Source organism: Segatella copri, assembly GCF_949820605.1.
Classification (GTDB): Bacteria; Bacteroidota; Bacteroidia; order Bacteroidales; family Bacteroidaceae; genus Prevotella.
Genome location: NZ_CATKVU010000006.1, coordinates 1702065 through 1721598, shown reverse-complemented (window position 1 = coordinate 1721598; position 19534 = coordinate 1702065). Strand labels below are relative to the sequence as shown.

Annotated in this window: 17 protein-coding genes; 2 read left to right on the top strand and 15 right to left on the bottom strand. The window is 42.3% G+C overall.

Annotation, left to right across the window (positions count from 1 at the left end; translation table 11 throughout):
• Positions 1–29: 29 nt before the first annotated feature.
• The 13 genes from RCO84_RS08435 to RCO84_RS08375 form a co-directional block, all read right to left on the bottom strand.
• Positions 30–305, bottom strand: a complete 276-nt coding sequence (locus RCO84_RS08435; protein WP_144150415.1) for a hypothetical protein — start codon at positions 303–305, stop codon at positions 30–32.
• Between the two features lie 89 nt (positions 306–394).
• Positions 395–892 carry a hypothetical protein gene (locus tag RCO84_RS08430; RefSeq protein ID WP_118085899.1) on the bottom strand — a complete coding sequence of 166 codons (498 nt, stop codon included), beginning with the start codon at positions 890–892 and terminating at the stop codon, positions 395–397.
• The gene (locus tag RCO84_RS08425) at positions 886–1449 is read right to left on the bottom strand and encodes a Panacea domain-containing protein (RefSeq protein WP_317584724.1); all 564 of its coding nucleotides are present in this window, start codon (positions 1447–1449) and stop codon (positions 886–888) included. Before RCO84_RS08425 ends, RCO84_RS08430 begins: the two co-directional genes overlap by 7 nt.
• Positions 1450–1578: 129 nt before the next feature.
• Positions 1579–1857: a hypothetical protein gene (locus tag RCO84_RS08420; protein ID WP_117586809.1), complete on the bottom strand. Its 279-nt coding sequence runs from the start codon at positions 1855–1857 to the stop codon at positions 1579–1581.
• A gap of 21 nt (positions 1858–1878) precedes the next feature.
• Positions 1879–2259 (bottom strand): hypothetical protein, encoded by a 381-nt coding sequence (locus RCO84_RS08415; protein ID WP_118085898.1) that lies wholly within the window; start codon positions 2257–2259, stop codon positions 1879–1881.
• A gap of 7 nt (positions 2260–2266) precedes the next feature.
• Positions 2267–4474: a type IV secretory system conjugative DNA transfer family protein gene (locus RCO84_RS08410; RefSeq protein WP_317584722.1), complete on the bottom strand. Its 2208-nt coding sequence runs from the start codon at positions 4472–4474 to the stop codon at positions 2267–2269.
• 16 nt (positions 4475–4490) lie between these two features.
• Positions 4491–5204, bottom strand: coding sequence for a hypothetical protein (locus RCO84_RS08405; RefSeq protein ID WP_317584720.1), 714 nt, complete (start codon positions 5202–5204; stop codon positions 4491–4493).
• A 19-nt stretch (positions 5205–5223) separates the two neighbouring features.
• Positions 5224–5967, bottom strand: a complete 744-nt coding sequence (locus tag RCO84_RS08400) for a hypothetical protein (protein WP_294828309.1) — start codon at positions 5965–5967, stop codon at positions 5224–5226.
• Positions 5945–6232, bottom strand: coding sequence for a PH domain-containing protein (locus RCO84_RS08395; RefSeq protein ID WP_228113328.1), 288 nt, complete (start codon positions 6230–6232; stop codon positions 5945–5947). The genes RCO84_RS08400 and RCO84_RS08395 overlap by 23 nt, the downstream gene beginning before the upstream one ends.
• A gap of 248 nt (positions 6233–6480) precedes the next feature.
• Complete coding sequence (locus RCO84_RS08390) at positions 6481–9102, bottom strand: hypothetical protein (protein WP_317584718.1); 2622 nt, start codon at positions 9100–9102, stop codon at positions 6481–6483.
• Positions 9103–9287: 185 nt separating this feature from the next.
• Complete coding sequence (locus RCO84_RS08385) at positions 9288–10574, bottom strand: IS1380 family transposase (RefSeq protein ID WP_200756500.1); 1287 nt, start codon at positions 10572–10574, stop codon at positions 9288–9290.
• Positions 10575–10765: 191 nt separating this feature from the next.
• Complete coding sequence (locus RCO84_RS08380) at positions 10766–11950, bottom strand: OmpA family protein (RefSeq protein WP_117586817.1); 1185 nt, start codon at positions 11948–11950, stop codon at positions 10766–10768.
• A gap of 29 nt (positions 11951–11979) precedes the next feature.
• Positions 11980–12924 (bottom strand): glucosaminidase domain-containing protein, encoded by a 945-nt coding sequence (locus RCO84_RS08375; protein WP_317584717.1) that lies wholly within the window; start codon positions 12922–12924, stop codon positions 11980–11982.
• A 386-nt stretch (positions 12925–13310) separates the two neighbouring features.
• Between RCO84_RS08375 and RCO84_RS08370 the strand changes: the two genes are divergently transcribed.
• Complete coding sequence (locus tag RCO84_RS08370; protein WP_317584716.1) at positions 13311–14066, top strand: DUF4099 domain-containing protein; 756 nt, start codon at positions 13311–13313, stop codon at positions 14064–14066.
• 15 nt (positions 14067–14081) lie between these two features.
• Positions 14082–14627: a hypothetical protein gene (locus RCO84_RS08365; protein ID WP_119229282.1), complete on the top strand. Its 546-nt coding sequence runs from the start codon at positions 14082–14084 to the stop codon at positions 14625–14627.
• 88 nt (positions 14628–14715) lie between these two features.
• On the opposite strand, the gene RCO84_RS08360 is transcribed toward RCO84_RS08365, so the two are convergent.
• Positions 14716–18720 (bottom strand): ArdC-like ssDNA-binding domain-containing protein, encoded by a 4005-nt coding sequence (locus RCO84_RS08360; protein ID WP_317584715.1) that lies wholly within the window; start codon positions 18718–18720, stop codon positions 14716–14718.
• 158 nt (positions 18721–18878) lie between these two features.
• On the bottom strand, positions 18879–19511 hold the full coding sequence (locus tag RCO84_RS08355; RefSeq protein WP_317584714.1) for a hypothetical protein: 633 nt from the start codon (positions 19509–19511) through the stop codon (positions 18879–18881).
• Positions 19512–19534: the final 23 nt, after the last annotated feature.

Genomic DNA, 19534 nt, shown 5'->3' with positions numbered 1-19534 from the left:
CTTTGTGATTTCTCACCAAAATGCTTTTTTTACATTTCCGATTCTTCGATAATTCGTTTGGTGTCGTGCTTGTAAGCGAGGCGTGAATAGCTCTCGCCCTGGCACAATGGGCAGCTGCACGGTGTGCCAGTGGTCTTGTACACTTGCGCCCAGTGGCTCTTTATTAACTGTGTCCAATGTGGATGTTGCACATATGTGCCATCGTCCAACATAAAACCGCGGAAGCCATCGGCACGCTTAACGATTCTCGACTTAAGCAAACGATACTGTTGCTTTCTTCTCCATAACTTGTTTCTTTCTTCCATCGTCTCTTTCGATTAAAATTATCTTCTGCGATGATAAAAGAATAAAGTTATAGTTTGTGTCCATATCTAAATGTATTTTAGTTCGTTATTTATTTTTGTCCTATTCTGTAAACCTTTCTCATGTGTGCGTCAATAAATCCGCATGACGCAACAAGCGGCAAAACCTTTGCTTCGTCCTCTGCCGTGAGATGTCCAACACGCTCGGCTCTCACCGCCACGCTCTTTTTCGCCTTCATTGGAAACAACTGTGCACAATCCAAGCGGCTGTCTTTTGTCAACACGCCTTTGTAGTCTTCGGCTTTTAAAATGTACTGAAAGCGTTGCATGGCTGGAACGTTACGGTAAAAATCCAAGTCGGAGTTTATTAGGCAAAGCCCTATGGCATCGCCCTTAGAGTTTTTGCCAACGATTACAAAGTATTTCAGTCTGTCATCGTAACCTTTGTTAAGTACCAAACCATCGCTTCTGTCCATGTTCTGATAGACAATATCGCCCACGTTGAGGTCAGCACCCGACTTTATTCGCCTGTCTTCCTGCATCTCGGTTTTAAGTGCCGCCAATGCCCCTTTGACATCATCTATCAACATTCCATCGATTCCTTAATAATCTGCACTTGGCGAATGTGGTTTACCATCGCATCCGTCGCACCGCCGGCACGTGCTATGTCAATAAGCGTAAGCACATCTTTCTGTGGATCGTCTTTCATTCGCTCGCACACTGCTTTGTAGGCATCGTCGTGCGACATCTCCGAAAGTCGTTTTGAGCCAACGTTGCCGTACTTGGCTATCGTCTTGTCCAATTCCTCTTTTTCCATATCGGCTATATAGTCCATATCTGGTGCCGCCGTGGCATAAACATTTTGGTTCTCGTCCACTCGAATAGAAGAAGTGAAGCCTTTGAGGTCTGCCGATTCGTCACCGTTCTCCGCCATCTTCACCACCTTGTAGGTGAGCGACGGAACAGGCCCTAACTGACGTGCCTTAAAAGTGTCCTCGGCAATCGTCAAACCGTAGGTCGCCAAATACTCACGTTGTGCAAAATACATGATTTTAAACAGCTTGATATAGTCCAAACCTTCCTTGAAGTGCTGCAATATATACAACACAACCGCTTCTATCTTGTTTATCTGCTCCTGTGATTTCATATTGTTATAACGTTATATTCCGCTGCAAAAGTACGACAAATATTTCTAATCTCCAAACTTTTATGAGTTTTTATGGCTTACAAACAAAAAACTCCTGATTCTTTCGAACCAGGAGCGTTGAACCTTATATTATAGCCAACAGATTATATCATCGGAAAAAATAATCTGAGCCTCTTTGCACATAGAAGGATTACCATTCTTTTGGCACGCTTTCAATAGGGCACTTCCATACAAATGTCCTTCTTGCAAGATGATATTTGCCACACTTTCTTTGGATAACATAAGATATTTCTTACGATAAGTAACGATTGCATTCGTCTTTTTTTCTTGTGCAACGTCACGATAATCAGTAGAACGCATTTCTTTAATACCACCAGAATATTCATTTTCTCTAAATCTTGTTTCCATAAAGCTGCTAGTCTGTAAATATTATTTTTTAATTTCTATGAAAGGAACAGCCTTTTCTAAATCATCACGAGTTTCATAGCGATATATTCCTATCTGTTGAACACTAAAATGACTCAAATCAATTTTTTGGTCGTCGTATAAGTTCTCATTGCCTTTTATTAGGAAAACTGTTCCATAATGACCGCTACCAAAGTCATTGCATTTAGCCAAAGCTATACTGTCATCCAAAACTTGAAAAACCTCTATTTCTTTCATGGGGATAAAATCTTTTGGTTTTTCAAAGAAGGTGATGTCTGAACTTTCTTGATTGTAATAATTGTTATAACAAATAGCAATTATAACTGTTAGGAATATACCAGTGATGAGACCTAAGAAAAAAATATATAAATCATACTTCTTCATACTCTTTCTATTTTTTATTTGTTTTACTTTCTTTTTTGCATTCTGTTTGAATATGCTTTATCATATCGTCAACTTCTTGATTGATTCTACTGAAGTTTTGTGAGAGCATTCGCTCCTTGGCATCAGGAGATTCAAAGACATAGAACTTCGGAAGAGGATAGTTTGCATAGTCTGCTTCCTCTTTCTTTATCTCGTCCATATCGAAGTTGGTCTTGCAGAAGAACTTGGAAGTTTTGAACTCCTCAGCCTTCTGAATATCCATAGCCCCTTTTCTTCCTGTCTTTGTAACAGTGAAGTCTCTAGCTGTCTGACCGCAAATCCATCCTGAAGCCATATCCGATATTTTGGAAGCAGGAACAAGGCTGTCCATATTCTCATTGAGGTTGATGGATGTTCTATCTCGGTCAATGGTGATACCTTTCTTCAACTGTACCACCTTGCCAAAAATATCTCCGGAAAGCCAGTCCAAGGTATCTTTACTTCTCGCAGAACCACTGATTACATTACCAACGGTAGTGATAATCTTATCTTTTCCTACCTTACTGTAGTCTGCTTCAAGCTGTGGGAGTTCCTGGAAACCTAATGTCACTGCTACCTTGTTGCTTCGGGCAGTTCCTATCAGACGGTCTATCTTATGGAAATAAAGCGTAGGAAGCTCATCCACAATGATACTTACAGGCACATTCTTTCCCTGTCCACTGTTCACTCGTGTTACAAGACGGTTCAGAATCAAAGCGTTCAATGCTCCCACGATGGATTCCATTTCTGGGTCATTGGCTATGAGAAGGTAGCTTGGACTCTTAGGGTCTGATACCTTTAGGTCAAAGTCATCGCCACTGAATACCCAATAGCTTTCTTTTGTGGCCAATCGAGAGATTTGAACTCTAAGTGTACCAATCATACCTTCCAACTGTTCCATGGCCTTGTTCTCAAAGGCTGTTTGGAACGGACCAAGAAGTGGTGCCACCTCTGTATCTGTATTCAACACCTCAAAGATTTCCTTGTAGTCGTGGTTGAGGAAGGATAGGACATGAGGCATGTCGGAGTATTGCCCTTTCCAATAGGCTGGCTCCACAAGTTTGTCTGCTTGTCCCAGACATCCTTTTGCATAGACCCTACCTGTGAGTCGTTGGTGGAATGTTCCTTCAACTTGCTCGTATTGGGCATCAAGGATATTTCCGTCTTTGTCATAAGGCACTTTGTTGTAGTTCACAAAGAAGTAAATGCAAGCGGCGAGGAAGTTGGTTGCAGACTTCTGGAAGAAGTCATCACTACCGCCGCCTCCCTTTTGTCCTTTTTGCAAGGATTCTACCAAAGTCTCGGCTGTTTCCATTGCAGCAGCCAAGTTGCTGATGTACTTTTGCTGAATAGGATTTACTCTTCTGGAATACTCTACATTGACGAAGTTTATGATGTTGAACTTACAGTTCGCAGGAGTGTTTCCGGCAGCTTGGTTCTTCCTGTAATGGTAATAGAGCTTGGTTGCTAGGGTAGGGAACTTGTAGTCATATACTACCATGGCAAAGCCTTTCTTGGAGTGTTGTCTTATATATGGTTCTATCACAGAGAATGTCTTACCACTACCTGGTGTACCTACTACCCATGTTCCTCTGAAGGGATTGATGATGTTTATCCATCCATGGCGAAACTTGCCTCGGTAGTAGTAGCGCATAGGTATGTTTACGGAATACTTGTTTTCCACCAATTCTTCTGCTTGCTCGAAACTCTCGTTCTCGAAGTTGAAGCGGTCTTTCAACATACCATCCCTGAAGTATTTGGAAACATTGTCAAGTGCAACATGGATGAGCACTGTTCCTATGATGGATGCTGCCATGTAGAACCAAATGTTTGTTTTGAGAATCCAAACTCTACTATGCCAATCCCAGTTATATAAGAATACAGATAGAGTAACAAGTAACAATCCTATAGATATTGGCCAAAAGACCATCTTTCTGGCATCAAACTCTAACTGCTTCTTGTTCTTTGTTCCTATACAGGTGATGATGACCAACATTACAGTCACCAGTTTACTGAAAGGCAAATACTGATATACAGACATTCTGTGAAGACGAGAATGAATGTCTGTGATGAGACCTCCCAAGAAATCCAAAGCGGATGGATCGAGGGCATACATGAAAAACTCTAGCACCAACGATACGTAGATGGCTACTCGAAATAGGGTGTAGAGACCTTGAAGTTCTTTCGATTCTTCCATTATTTTATTCTTATTTCTAATTCATTACGCCACGAGCCTTTCTTGCCCATCTCTTTTGGCATTCTGTGCTGATGGTGTACATGCTCTTTGGTTTATAATATTTTCCTCTCAGTTCATACCATGAATCCATAAGGGTTGTATAGCGCAAGAGGCGATTCAGCTTTCTTATCTTATAATTCATGCTCTGAAGGCTTTTTCTGACTCTGCTAATGCAGTCAATTCTTTCTTTTTCCGTCATCTTGCTGTTCTTGTCCTCGTCCTTGCTGATAGGAAGAAGCTTTTCTACATCTGCAGCTATCTGGATGCCGTTGTCTATGATGTCGCTGTAGATATGGCTTCTTGATTTTGACAAGGCAACGGCAAGGGTGTTAGCTGGACAAGAGAACGTAAAGGATTTCAATTCCTTGATGTTCTTTACAGCGTGGTCAACCTCAAAATAGATGGCGTATATCTCTGCTGCAATAGTAAGAATATTATCGAAGCTTGTCAGATATTTGTTGAACTGGTTTTGAAAATTATTAATCTTGTCCACTTCTTCCTTGGACATGATATGTTCACCTCCGTTCAAAGTCAAAACAGCATCTTGTGCAACTAAGGCTTTTGTTGCAGTCTTGGCATACAGTTTGAACATTCCTGCTCTCACTGGATCCGGACCATTTTGTGAATGGGTAGGATTGGGGAACATAAAGATTGCTGTGACTGCTAATATTAGAATATTACTTTTCTTCATAATGATGCTTTTTTTTGTTTTACCATCCCCAAGGTTTGCTGTTTTGTCGTTCTTTATAGAACTTGGCTACTATTTTCATGGCGCGAGACTGCCTTTTTCTGGCTTCCTCGGCAAGTGTCTTATTGCTTTTTTGTATCTTTCCTGCAATGGCACGATTCCAAACATCCTCGAAGGAATAGAGACTGATGCTTAGTGCCAAGGCTCGGAATCTTTTGTTGAGCTGTTCAATCTCGCTATTCAGTTGCCATAATATTTTTGTTCTTTCCGCTCCATTGAGCATATGGCCTTCGCCTTCTCCTGCCACTACTTTCTTTAGCAACCTATAGGTTTTCACCAATTCCACGGCTGTTTCAGCATATAGGTTGTTCATGGAAATCGATGAAGCTATTCCTTGTGGATTGAGCTTGCAAGCTGTTTTTATCTCCCATAAGGCGGAGAGGGTTTGCATCCCTTCTGCATATAAGGTTGTTGCAGCCTTGATGGAAGAAGCAAATCCTTGTGCTGTCTTTAAGTAAGAATTATACTTTTGCTCCCAATTCTTCATCTTCGTTTGTGAGTAAACTATGCCTCCCTGGAGAACAAACAATGTATCAAGACAATGTTGTTGTTGCTTTATTTGTTTGCTTAACAATGCCTCTCCTTCACCTATGGCTGTATATTCAATTGGATTGGAGGAGGATGCTCCTTGTCCGAACACCTGTACGTTGTACAAAATGACCAGCAAGATGAGGAACAAAATTTTACGAACGATTTGTGATTTCATATATTCCTTTGTTTTTCTTGTTAAACTCAACTCTACATCTTATCTCCGAAACAATGTCATTGCTAGCCTTGATGCCTATCATGTCAAGTTTGGCATTATTGCGGTCACCTGAGTATATGGTGACGGTTTTCAAACCGAAAAGTTGTTGGGGCAAGCTTCTACTTTGCTGGTAGTCAACAACTCTGTATAGCTCCACGTAATCAGTGGAGTGGGAGAACACCCCATGAAGGATAATGATTTGTTCTCCTGTGATGATATATTCCATTCTTGCAAGATAAACTAACTTGAAAAGAAGGTGGAACAATAGCAGGATGCAAGCATAGATAGCCCACTCATGATAGGCGAAACTACAAAACTTGTATATCCATATACTAGCAACAAGGAGGCACAAAGAACCTGTCTCATTGATTATGTATTGAAACCAATGAGGACGCAACGTAACCGTGCGAAACATAAATATGGTTTTGTTCATATCTCTTGTATATTTATATTTTATTAAAGGGATGGGAAGCGTTATCTTCCCATTCCCATACCTTCGTTCTGACCTCTACCTGGTTGCTCTGCCAAGCTTTCATATACGGCCGCAGACACTGCTTGTGGAGATACGACACCTGGTTTATGGAAAACTGGTGCTGACTCGTATATCTCTGGGCGAGGACGAGGTGGTGCGGACAAACCTGCCACTACATCCGCTCCAACAGTGACTGCTGCAAGGATGGCTGCGCCAAGATTGAAGCGGCTCTCAGGCTTGGTCTTCATCTCTACCTCTGGAAAAATCTTGTCGAAGAGCTTCATTCTTTGATAGTCGTTGATGGCAAGGAACTTGTCATACTGCTTTTGGGTAATCTCATGGGAAAAGACATTCCCATCTATTACTGCAGTCATCTTGTATTTCCCTTCAACGGCATTGCCATTGGCATCTTTGATTCTCTCTACTGCAATATCTCCGACTTCTGTAGCCCTGCCATGCTCTCCGCTTCGCTTCCATTCTTTGCTCGCCTTGATGTTATTGAGTGATTCACCGTTTATACTGGCATCGCCAAGAAGGTTGATTTTCGTTTGTTCTCGAAGGTCGTTGAGGTTGATTACTTCCTTTCCATAGAGAACAGTTTCCTTGGTTCTGGTTTCTACGGAAGGTAGTTTGCGAGGATCGGGATTCTCTTTGAGCATTTGCCATATCTCGCTGTCAGACGGCATCTTTACATCCTTTCCCTTTGCCTGTCCATAGTCTTGAAGCTTTTGAAGACCTTTCTTTATGGTATCGAAACGCTCTTGTTCTGATGTGTTCGAAGAAGTGATGATTTCATAGCCAAGTCCTGCTGCCTTTAAGTCTTTCAACACTTTTGCAAGTGAAGGAGGAATATTGGCATTTTGACCTCTAGTGTAACCACCCTGATAGAGGGTATTGCTTGCCACCACCTTCATCTTTTCCTTGTTCTCGTCTGTAAGTGGAATCATGTTGGTAAGCAACTTCGCACGTTCCTCGTCTGTGGAATATTTGAAGTTGTTGTACTGAGCTTCAGTAATCTTGAAAGACCACATGCCAACATCCTTGTTGGTTCTTACGTTCATCAGATAGTTGCCAGAAATCTCGTCTTTCCACGCCGTGGCACTCGTGATTACTGCTGAGGACTTTTCACTGACAAGGCTGTAGTCACCATTTAAGGTAACAACTCCATTGGCTGTGGTGAGGTTCCCTGACTTCACGTTGTCTTGCAACTCTCCGTTGGACGCATTCTTTATCTTTACCTCGTCAAACACTTTGTCAAAGAGTTGAAGACGGTATTTGTCTTCGTAATTGATGAACTTCAAGTAGTCTTCCTTGCTAATCTCATGGCTCATGACCTGCCCATTGATGACTGCTGTCATTCTGAAAGATGGTTTCACTCCATCATGGGTAGGATAGGCTTGGATTTCACCAACTGCAACTCTTCTGCCATCCTTCACTGGTAAATAGAACCCTTCGTTTGGGTTGAGTGTTCTACCATCCACAACCCCGATTGAGTTCCATTTGTCAATATATCCCGAATGGTAGTCCTCTCTCATGTTCTGTAGGTCGATGATGTCAGACGTTGTTGTCGTATAGTGTTGGGATGCAACTTCCTTTGCAAAGATTTCCTTTTCTTTCTCTGGTGTCAGATGAATGGAAACATAGTCCTTGGTGTTAAGCTGTTCACGAGTTATTTTGTCGCTAAAGTCAGCTTTTATAACATTGTTCAAGATGGCAAGACGCTCATCGATGCTTACTGCGTTCTTTGTGCTACTTTTCTTACCTGTGTTCTTGAACTTTTCTGCCATCAATTTCTTTACTTCTTCATCGGTAAGACTGTATTGGCAATCCTTGTTTACAGAAGATGACTTGATAGTGAGGAGCTTGTTCTTTTCGTCTATCACTACACCATGGGATGCCAGCAAATGCTGAAAGGTCTCTGGGGTGAGCGTTAAGTCTGGGCTATAGATATCTGATAATCTTTCTGCCTGTCCTTTAGGACGCACCAACTCCTTAGGCTTGCTTTCTACCTTCATGTTGGCAAGGGCATCCTGCTGCTGGTTACCTTTGTCATAGAAGCCATAGCTTCCTGTCTTCAATTCTCCAGGCTTTAATCTACCATCTGGACGGTCTATGACAACTGGCGCACTATTGGCAAAGAAAGGTCGATCATTGATTCTGCGAACGTGATATCTGTCTCTTCCAAACAACATTCCAAAGATTGAGTTGTCGAATCTGCCAAAACCTGGCCCTGAAAATGGACGAAAACGTGGGTCGCCCATATAGCCGTATTCTCCTACGTTGAGTCGATGACCATTCAATCCCATGTTAACAGGAGAATTGGCATTTCTTGCTGCTACAAAGGAACCTGGAATGTAATAATCGTTCTTCACAATAGAAACAAAAGTGTTGTAGGCATTCTTGTCCCATACGGTTGTTCCTCCGTTCATCAAGGCTTCCAACTGCTTTTGGTTGATATTGTAATATCTTGGCTGCGAAGAGTTGTGTGACATGGTGACAAGCTGATAGATGCCTGTCTCTGTCATCGAAATATGGGCTTGCATACCATTGGCATTCAATACGCTTTGCAGCTGTGGGGCTACATCCGTGGCTCGTGGATTTGTGTTTGTTCTTATGGTTCTCATACCTTATTATATTTATACCTCAAATCCGCAACCTATAGGGTTTAGTGGGATTTTGCTTGCAAAGCGACAAAATTCATTTTATTGTACATATTTCTTGCACAACAGAAATGTCGCAGACACAAAATCCCCTTACCCCATAAAGCGACTTGAGGTAATACGCTGGTTTAACCAGAAAAGCATGGTCTTTAACCAAAGTCTGTCTTGAACAGGTTGGCATAAGCATTGTTGTCTGAGTAAATGTTCAATACATGCCTACGTGATGTCTTAATCCATTTCGCAGGAACAGAGATGAACTTGAAAACAAAGGTCTTGATTCTGCTGGTGGCACGCAATCCAAATTCATGGGTTTTCAATCTCTGCATAATAGCTTTGTAGAAGTTTCTGATGAGAGCTGTCATAAGCAGGAATACAGTATTCTGTGCCATGAACGATTTTGGCAATCGATTCCAGCCAAAGCCATTGTTCATGTCATCGAAGATGCGTTCCTTGCCACCACGAAGATTGTAGAATTCCACGATGTCTCTTGCACTCGACTTGTAATCGTTAGTCAGTATACATCTGTAGGTATATTCGCCTTCCCAAATGTCAAGGTCTCCATCTATTCGCCTTTGTCTCTGTATGACAAGACGATACGGTTTTCCTTTCCATTTCTCAACAAGGATAGAATTCAACTCAAACTCAATACCGTTGATTTCAACAGTTTTCCATCCAGTTAAGGCAAACATGGAATCGTAGAAAGAAGAGCATCTGTTGGCACGAATATAAAAATGCCTGCAATGAGCCTCTACCATATCTACGATTTCCTCCGAACATGAGCCGCAATCCATGCGGGCACGAGAAATATATATTTCCGAAGCCTCCAATCGCTTGAAGATTCTTTCCAAAGTTTCTTTTTGGTTGAAGCGTACGTTTGTGTTGCCGTCTCTATTTTCAATACCAACAATCATGTCGTTAATGACAGCTACGCCTGGACTATAGCCCAAGAACTTCTTGTAGGTTGGTTTTGCATCATACTTCTCTGTTTCAATGAACTGATGGTCAAAGTCAAAATCATACTCTTGACCGGATTTCAATTGACCAGTAGCAAGCAGGGCATTGACCAGTAAGCAGTTCATCTTGTCTGCAGTATTGAAATCATAGGATTTGCCAGAAGCAGACTTATAGGTGATGCTCTTAAAAGTCAGTTCTTCGATAGCACGTAATATGGTGTCTGCGCTGCAAGTGCGAAGAGTTGGATGAAGAGACAAATGTTTCATCAGGTGAGTTGTAACATCCTCAATACATGAGCCACCACAAAGATATACGCACATCAGAGAGCGTAGAATCTCGCTATATTGATAACCAAACATAGTGCATCTCAATCCCAAGGTGGAATCTATGGTTTGAGCTAAAAGAGCATCAAATTGCTCCATAATCGAAAAAATTCCCCCAAAAGGAGTGAGTTTCTCAGATTTTATTTGTATCTTTGCCATGTCATATTAGAGTTTTGCTTGTCTTCTTTTCGCAACACTAAGGTAAGTGAAAATTCTGACATGGCAAAATCCTGGGTAACTTTTTGTTGCACAGGCACTTATAAATAATGTTAAATATAGTGTTGCGGAATTAAGGTTATATAGGAAATTTTCCTCTTCCATAATTGCTTATGGAAAAGGAATGATGTATGTTATTTTGTTTCTTCTTTGTACACAATAACACAGGTGTGTCGATTGGCGGTGTATGGCTTGTAAAGGTTGATGCCGCCTCTGCTGATGCCTTGCATCTTGCTTTTATCTACTCCTGCCTTCATAAGTAGCTTGGCAATATACTTTGCACGCTTCACGCTGAGTGCTCTGTTGTGCTTCGGTGTGCCAGTCTTGCTGTCTGCAGCTCCTATAATCTTGACACTTAGATTGTTCTCCTTCACAGCTCCTGCTATTTCTCCTATGTTTACCAGTTGTTGCTTGTCAACAAGGTTGGTGGAGTTTATCTTGAAGAAGAATAGAATAGGTGCGTCCAGTTGAATGCCACTGTTCTCGACGGCTTGCTCTTCACTTGCCATTCTGTCTCTTAGCTTTCGAAGTCCATCAAAACTGTTCTTGGGATAGTTGGTCAAGTCTGTTACGCCTTGGTTGTCTGTGTCTAAGACCTCCAAAACAGGCTTACGTTCATATCCTTGTTTGCCGATACCGATGGTGAGTCCAACGGTTGCTTGGAAAAGGTTGTCACCGAAATGCTTGTTTTTTCCTAAACCATCAAACTTTTGGTAGGTACTGGTTCCTCCCAACTCGGCGGTAACGTGCAAGCGATTGGTTGCCCTGTAACTGCAGAGTAGGCCGTATGAGAGGGCAAACGGAATATGGTGTAGCTCTGAGTTGTGAATTACACCAGCTCCAATATATGGAACCAAGTCCCATCTTGGAAGTGGATCGTAGGTGGTTCTGTAGAAACTCGATACGTTGAGCATCAAGTCTCCATGGTAATTTTGGAACTTCATGGCTTCATCGATTGCATTTGTGAACTTGAACCCTTGGTACACCAGGCGTGTTCCAAAGAAACGTGAATGCCATTTACCCAAACTGAATACCATGGTAGGACGTGTATGGCCAAAGAAGTCTGTGCATCCTACTGGTGCTCCAGAGAAGGTGGACATACCAGCCTTGATGCTGCCAAACCAATTGCTACCTATGCTGGATAACTTATATTTCTCTTGTCCGGAAAGGAATGGCTTGCTGTCTTTCTTTTCAGTTCTGCCATTGGAGAAAGAGGATGCCTTGATATATTCCTTCTCATTCTCTCCATAAACTACCTGTGCCTTGGCTGTGCTGCCTATTACCAATAAGGCTGCCAGCAAAATCTTTAATTTCTTCATTTTATTTATTATTATAGTTTTGTCTTATGTTACATTTTCTCAGCTTCTATATCGTATAGATAAAGCTTATGTTGAAGAATGATGCTCTCGCATTTCTTCACATAGTCTTTTCTAGTCGCATAGCCTCCTGCCTTGATTGCGACAAGCCAGTTGTGATAGTCGGTTGGCTTGTATCGCCAACAGCGAGCGTATCTGTCACTCATCAACAACCTGGAATGATACTCGATGCTTTCCTCTGCCGAGGAGAAATTGCAGAATTTCTCGTTTTTGCGGTCATCATCATGAATGCTGTAGGGTAGGCCTCTTCTGAGCCAGTTGCTATTGGCCTTTATTCCAAAGAAATTATAGCCTATTTGTGCCAGGCTGCTGTTTCCCCATCTGCTTTCAAACGCCATCTGTGCCAGTATAACAGAGGCTGGTATGCCGTATTTTCTTTGTTGGCGCATGGCCGCTTGGGCATAATGCTTGATGAAATCATCGGGCGTAAGCACTTTGTCTTCGTCTATCTTCAATGCCTTGATGGCTTTCTCTCTCGTCTCTTTTATGTAAAGAAGCAAGTCGTATGGGTCTTCCAAACTGCCCCGAAGCCTACAGGTGATATGCAGATGTGGCCCAGTGGAGCGTCCTGTAGTTCCGCTGATGCCTATTGGGTCTCCTGCATAGACCTTCTGGTTGGCGCTCACCCAAATTTCAGCTAAGTGGCAATAGCTTACCGTGTAATCACCATACTGCATGGTGATGTATTTTCCCGAACCTCTGTCGTAGCCTACGCCTTTCACGTAGCCATCGAACATGGATAGTACTTCCTCGTATCTTGCCCTAAGGTCAAGTCCCTTGTGTTGCTTGTGCTTCCCTGTGAAAGGATCAACCCTACTGCCAAAGGTGGAGTTTATCCTTATGCTTTCCAAAGGAAAACTCACACTTAGGTATTTGTCTATCCAGTAGTCCTTCATGTCTTTCTTTCCTTGCGCCATCCCCATCGGGGAATGGCAACATAGGAGAAATAGTAAAAATGAAAGAAATCTAATCATGCCTTATTCTTTATATAATAATACTTCTTTAGCTTGCAAAAGTAATATGAATGGAAGAATTTATGGGCGTAAATATAAAATAGCTTTTTATTTAACATATTCTTTTTCTAAAGACTTTTGTGTAAATTATTATAAATGAGGCTGCTCGCCCCCTTTAACCCCTCGGTGTTTTCAGGTATAGATTATTAAGGTTGAAGGCTATTTGTAGCAAGAGCTTTGATTTGGATAGGGATAAAATCTATGTTAAATAAAAAGGTATATCGTATTTGTGGAAAGCCTTGATAAGAAAATGTGTACTTTTGCCGAAAACTTTAAACAAGAATAAGATTATGAACGAATTGAAATTTTCTGAAAGCGAAATCCCATACGAGGAGTTGGCTAACTTCGGACTCTCACAGGAAATGATAGACGACTTTCCTGAAAGTATTATGAATAAGTTCCTTTCTGGGCAAAGAACTCCCTTGCTCCCTATTGAGAGAGCTGATTTTGATGGAGTTGTCCACAAGGATTTTGCTCGAATCCGCTTACAGCAAACAGAGGATGGGCTTCATCCAGTGTTCTTGCCTCTCATCGCAAAGAACAATCTTGAGTATTTTACGGAGGAACAGAAAACCGCTTTGCAAAACGGACAAGTTTTGAAGGTGTTGCTACCGTCGAACAATTCCTGGAACTATGTGCAGCTCGATGGGGCTACAAATGCTACCATTTCTGTAAAGGCAGACATCATTGACCAGAACTTATCTACATTGGCTAACAAGGTGGGGCTTTCTGAAAGTGAGGTTATGGAACTTGAAGAAGGAAAGGTTGTTACCAAGGGAGAGGAAGGCAAGATGTTTTCTGCCGGCATCGACTTGAACGAGGAAACTGGAATCCGTAGTGTCAACGGTGATGCTCAAAAGTGGCAGGAGGAAAAAGATGGCAACGTGATGCTAGACAAGTATAACTTTGGCATCTATGGCTGTTGGACAAAGGATAACAAAGGCATGCTTTCTTATGTCCCGGAGGATGAATATTCCGAGGAGATGTGTGTGGCACAGGATGCTGCTATAGAAAAGGCTAAACAAAGTCGTGGAATACATATGTAATTAAGGCTAGATTATATGGAAATTGTAGGTTTTGTGGACGAGGAACGCCTGAATGGTATGTTCCTGTCGAGAGATATAACGGAATTGGATTACGTGAAGCATCATTCCCAAGGAATGTTGGATGCTTACTTTTCCTTCATTGCCGACAACAACCTTCCTGATAACAACACTTCTGCAACAAAATTCCTGGAGGAAGAAAATGTCAGCTATGGAAATGAGGAGGATGAAGGGAATGATAATCAACAAGAGGAAGTGGATGTGCCTTCTTATGTTGACATCTACCGAAAGTGGGTAGATGAAAATGAAAAGGTGAACATTCTCCTTGCAGGGTGCGAAGAGGCTGCTATTGTTACGCTTTGGAGATACAATAATCCAACTGCGAGCAAAACGGACTGTGCCGTTCAAACGCATCTACTAGAAGACAAGGTCATCGAATGGTGGGACACCATTGATTTTGTCAAGGGTGCAATGGGAGATGGACACTTTTCTTTGATAAATCCAACTTTGGCAAATATCAAAGAATTGATTTTTGATGCGGCCAATCAGGCTTGCATGGAATAGGTTTTACGATAACAGTAAATAGAGTTTTTCATAAATATAAAGTTAAATGTCAGTCCCTCGCCGCTTGTGAAAGTAGCGAGGGATTTCTTTATCTGTGCATATGTCTCTTCTCTTGCCTAGAAACTTCGTCACTTTGCTCCTGGCTTTCGTTGGAGCTTTGCTTTTGGTCTGGGACAAGGTTTTCTTGGCTTTCAACAATGCCGTTACCGTCAATATCTACTTCTACTGGTGTGGAAGAACGGAGGTCAATGTCTTGGTTTCCTCCTTTTTTGAGAATGTCGATACGTTGCATGATAATCTGCGACGCAACATCTGCAGAAGATAATACTTGCTTGGTGTAGCTAGGGTCTTTTCTTAGACGCTCTTTCCACATGGATGTTTGCTGTGGCGTTGTTACATCAAAGTGGTTCTTTTGACCAAGGATGACACTGCCAACCAAGGAAACCAATTCTTCTCTGGATAGTGACTCGAAGCTGGTCTTTCTTGCCTCTGCCTTTCTGGTGCTTCTTGTCAGTCCCATTCCTAAGTCTCGATAGAAATCTTGCTCTTTCTCATAGTGTTGAACAGGTGCCACATGGATGGTGTCGTTCTTCGCACTGTAGGAGGCAAGGCTAGGCTTGCCATCGAAGGCAATAGCGGTCTGCCATGCTCCTTTGCGGAGTAGTTGGCCCAGTTCGTTACTTTGCTTGTAACGATTGGATGCGATGCTATCTACTTTTAACTCCTCGTAATCCTTCGGGTGCAAGATTGGAAAGTTGGTTTGCTCGATGTTATATAACTCTGTTACACCTACTTCTTCTATGATAGGGAAGGAGGTGGCATCTGACTTCACCAGCAAGTTGTTTGCCTGGATATCTTCCTTGCTTATATAAATAGGTAAGGTATAGGCGTTCTTTTCTGCGTCCAAGGCCAGCATGAAAGAATCCATTCCATGGTATGCCTTCTTGCTCAGGTCGCATGGAATCTGCTTGTCGCTCTTTATCCATGGCATATCGCCATAGGTGAGTTGAAGGGATAGCTTATCAGCCATCATCTCTCCATAACGCTGATAGGCCGCTCTTTGCTCTACTTCAGGACGATGCCATCGACCATTGTCTTTTTCCTCTACGGAAACATAATATGGCTTGGTCTTGCCCTTTTGTTGAGCGACTTCTTCATAATTGAGAGGGTAGAGACCTTTGGTGTATTCATACAAGACTCTATCTGCTACTTCTTCTGCGGATGTATAATGAATGTGCAAAAAGTCAGACATGACATTCCAGAACTTTGAAACGGCATTGTTCATTTGAGTGACGGCCTGGGTCTCTGCGGTCTTCTCGTCCATACTCTTGTTGCTAGCAACAATTTCCTTAAGCTTTGACTCCAAACGCTCTGCGCCTCTTCTTCCAGAATAGGTGGCAAGGACTTCCTCGGCAATGTCATCGGTGGCAATAAGCTCGGTGTGGAGGTCTCTTACTTCGTTCCAGAGGTTCGACTTTTTCATCATGCCTACGACATTCTTCCATTCTTTCCAGTTCCTGTCTTGCAGTGCTTCCGCCCACAAGTGGGTGTACTCATGTACTGGTGGCTCAAAGCCCTTTGCCTCAGGATAAAGGTAAATCTTTCCTTGATAGGTGAAGCCCAGTAGCTTGCCGTCAGGAGTGCGTAGTTCTTTATGCTGCCTTCCTCTAGGGGATATGTTTATCTCGTTGGCATTGGCCAAGTCGGTGTATTCTCCTCTGTCCAAGAGGTCGAAGATTCCTTTGCCAATGTTCAGAAGGCGTTGGCGGTCTGGATTGTCATAAACGTATTCCTTTACTTGGGAATGTTTGTTTGCCTTGAACTTTGTTTCGGGAGAATCTTCTACTTTTATAACGATAGAATATCCTTCGGCCGCTCTTCCTCCTTTTTTGATGATGCTGAGTGCGTTAGCTCGATGATCAGAAAGACGGACTGTTGTTTTTTCTCCTTTGTCGTTGGAAAAATTAATATATTCAGAAACTTGAACATCTTTACCGTGAGGGTGTAACCCTATGCCTTTATATAACTCTTTTGTAAAATTGCTGGCGTTAATGCCTATATTTGTATTAAAAGATGTTATAAAATGGGCTAAATTCCCAAGAAATAGATACTTAGATGGAAATTTTTTATTATCTTTGCCATCAGAAGGGGCAACGCTCTGTGCGCCATCAGGAGACGTTCCTGATGGGAGGTACCCACGACGGTGGGAGTCGGCTGAGTTTCCAATATTGGATTTGAGAGATTGCTCCTTTCCTAGACGGTGCAGTTCTGCGATTCGCTTGTCGATTCGTGAGATTGCATCGTCTTTTTCTTTTTCCGTCAATCTGTGTGGCGCAACCTGTCTAGAACTCTCTTCCTTCACTTTCTTAGGTGCATAGTTTACATTGCCAAAGAAGGACTTAATGGCTTTTTGGTCAACTTCTTCGGCATTTATGTTCTTTACCTCTTTGAGGTCATTCTGTTTGGAAGCGGCTTCTACATCCTGTAGTGATTCCTTTGGTGACTCTCTTTTTGCGGCTACAGGTACAGGTTTGACAGGAGTCTGACCTCTTGCCTCGATATTCAGAATTCTGTCAAGTTTTTCTAGCTTGCTCACTTTATTTGTGTCGATGACACCATCATGGTCTTTGTAAGCTTCAACCATATTTTGTAGTTCTTGCTTGAAGTTCATGAATGATGATTGAAGGTCTGCTATGAGTTCAGCTTTGTCTTCTGCAGCTAGTGGCAAGGTTCCTTGGGCGTAGCTTGAATATTCCTCCTCGGCACTATAATATGTACCGTAAAGGCTATCTACTTTGGAACCATGTGGAAGAAGCTCCTTGTTTCCGGACAGAATGTCCTCTTCGTCCTCCATAGATTCCACATAGTCCTTCATCTTGGGGATGCTCAACTCCTTTCGAAGGCGAGATTGCTCATCCAAACCCTCGAAAAGCAAGGCTTGCATTAATTCAACGCTTTCTTTTCCATGCAACGGAATTTCCTTGTGGGTGTTGAGATTGAAAGCTATAACTCTGCCGTCGTTGGTAGCAGTAACGGCATTGACTGTTCCCTCTCTAGCTTCAAGCAAAGGTGTGTTGTTCTCCTTGGCAAAGATTTTGTCTTCACCAAGTTTGTTGCCCAGAACATTCACTAGCGAACGAGTTAAACCATTAACCTTCTCGTTATTTATTGCATGTGCAATGCTGTTGAGCAAACTCTTTGCTTTGTATGCGTTGTCCTCGTTGATGGTAATGCTACTTAAAGCGTTGCTGTGGTTGGTGTAAACGCTAACTTTAATATCCTTTTCACTGGTGAGTGACCATGAAACTGGAATAACTTTTCCATCGAAGAAACCTACAGGGTGGGCTGTGCGTAATTCCATAGGAATACTGCCACCTATTGTTGGGGGATAGGTTTGGCGCAAAAGATTGTGCATTCCTTTGTAAAGCTCCTTGCCGTCTTCGAAGTTGGCAAGTTTCTCTTGAAATTCCTTTTGTCGCTCTTCTTCCATGATGGTATATTTTTCATTCAGCGACTTATGAAAATCAGCGTAGGCAACTTTTTCTTCGTTTGAGGAAAGACTACCATCTTCCCATTTCTTCAGAACAAGACTTGGGGCATCAAAGATCAGTTTTCCTCTGTCATAGGAGTCAATCTTAATGATGCTTTTGTCATTATTGGACACAAAGTATTTGCCTACAAGGCTTTGTGCCTCGTAGTCTTGCGCCATGTTCTCGTATCGTTCTGGAAGTTCATATCCTCGCTCCTTCAGAAGTAATAATCTTCCAATCTGTCTGTCTTTTGTGTCAGGTGTGAGCTTTCCGTCTATCCATGTAGCCATCAAGCCATTTTGCCATTTGACGGCGGCAAACTTTGTAGGGGATGATTTATCCTTTCCTTGTTCAAATGCCCATTTGCCAATGGAAACAGCCCATTGGTCAATAAGGGAACCCTCTTTGTTTTGTGAAAGATACTCTAGCTCTTCTGGGCTGTAGAAATGGTTCTTTGGGAAAGGCTTCACTTTTGGGGTGGTATGTTCTTTTGCTCCACCGAATAGCTTCTGCCATCCGCTCAGAAAATTGCTGATGATGTTTTGCTTTTCTTCTTTTGCCATTATTGCTTGTTTTGTCTTAAACAAACAGGAGGTAGAACCATCTTTTATGATGCCACTATTCCTGTTTGTGTTATTGTCATTTCTTTGGGAATATCATGTGTAGGATGCCAATGGCTCCTACTGCCAAAACTCCAAATATATAAATAAAGTGGAGAAGTCTATGACTGCGCTGTTCCATTTCCATCTGCAGTTTTGTTCAAGTCCCAAGCTGCGATGCTCTTTACCTTGCATTCTATCTGAAGCTCACCTTTGAAGATGCCTAGTTGCAAATCTCCATGAACTTCCACGTACTTCTCTGCAGCAAGGTAATCCTCACGGATAGGGGAGAAGTTTACAAAACTTACCCATGTAAACTCTCTGTTCTCTCCTTCTTTGTCAGAGGAGAACGCTGCGAACGACTGAAAGTCCTTGCCTTTCTTGTCTTTCAGCTCCTTGATGCCTTTCTTGCTTACCTTGCCTCGGAACTCCATGCTTCCCTCCAAACGGTCATTGGTGGTGGACTCGTTTACTTCGATGTTGGAGTCGGTGCGAAGGTTCAGATAAATGTTACCGTCATGCTTTCTGATATACATTACTCCGCTTACCGTTACCTTTCTACCTGCAGAGTAGGGGGCTACGGTATCTTTGTTGCCTGGGGCTGATACTGTTACCCACACTTCTTTTGCTGTTCCATCCTTGCCCAGCAAAGGAACTATCATGCTGAAGGAGATGAATTTCTCTCCATCCTTACTCTGCTTCTCTTCTGCGGAACTGCTGATGGTTCCACATGCTGTTACGTTACACTTAATCATATTTTATTGTTTTATATGTTTAT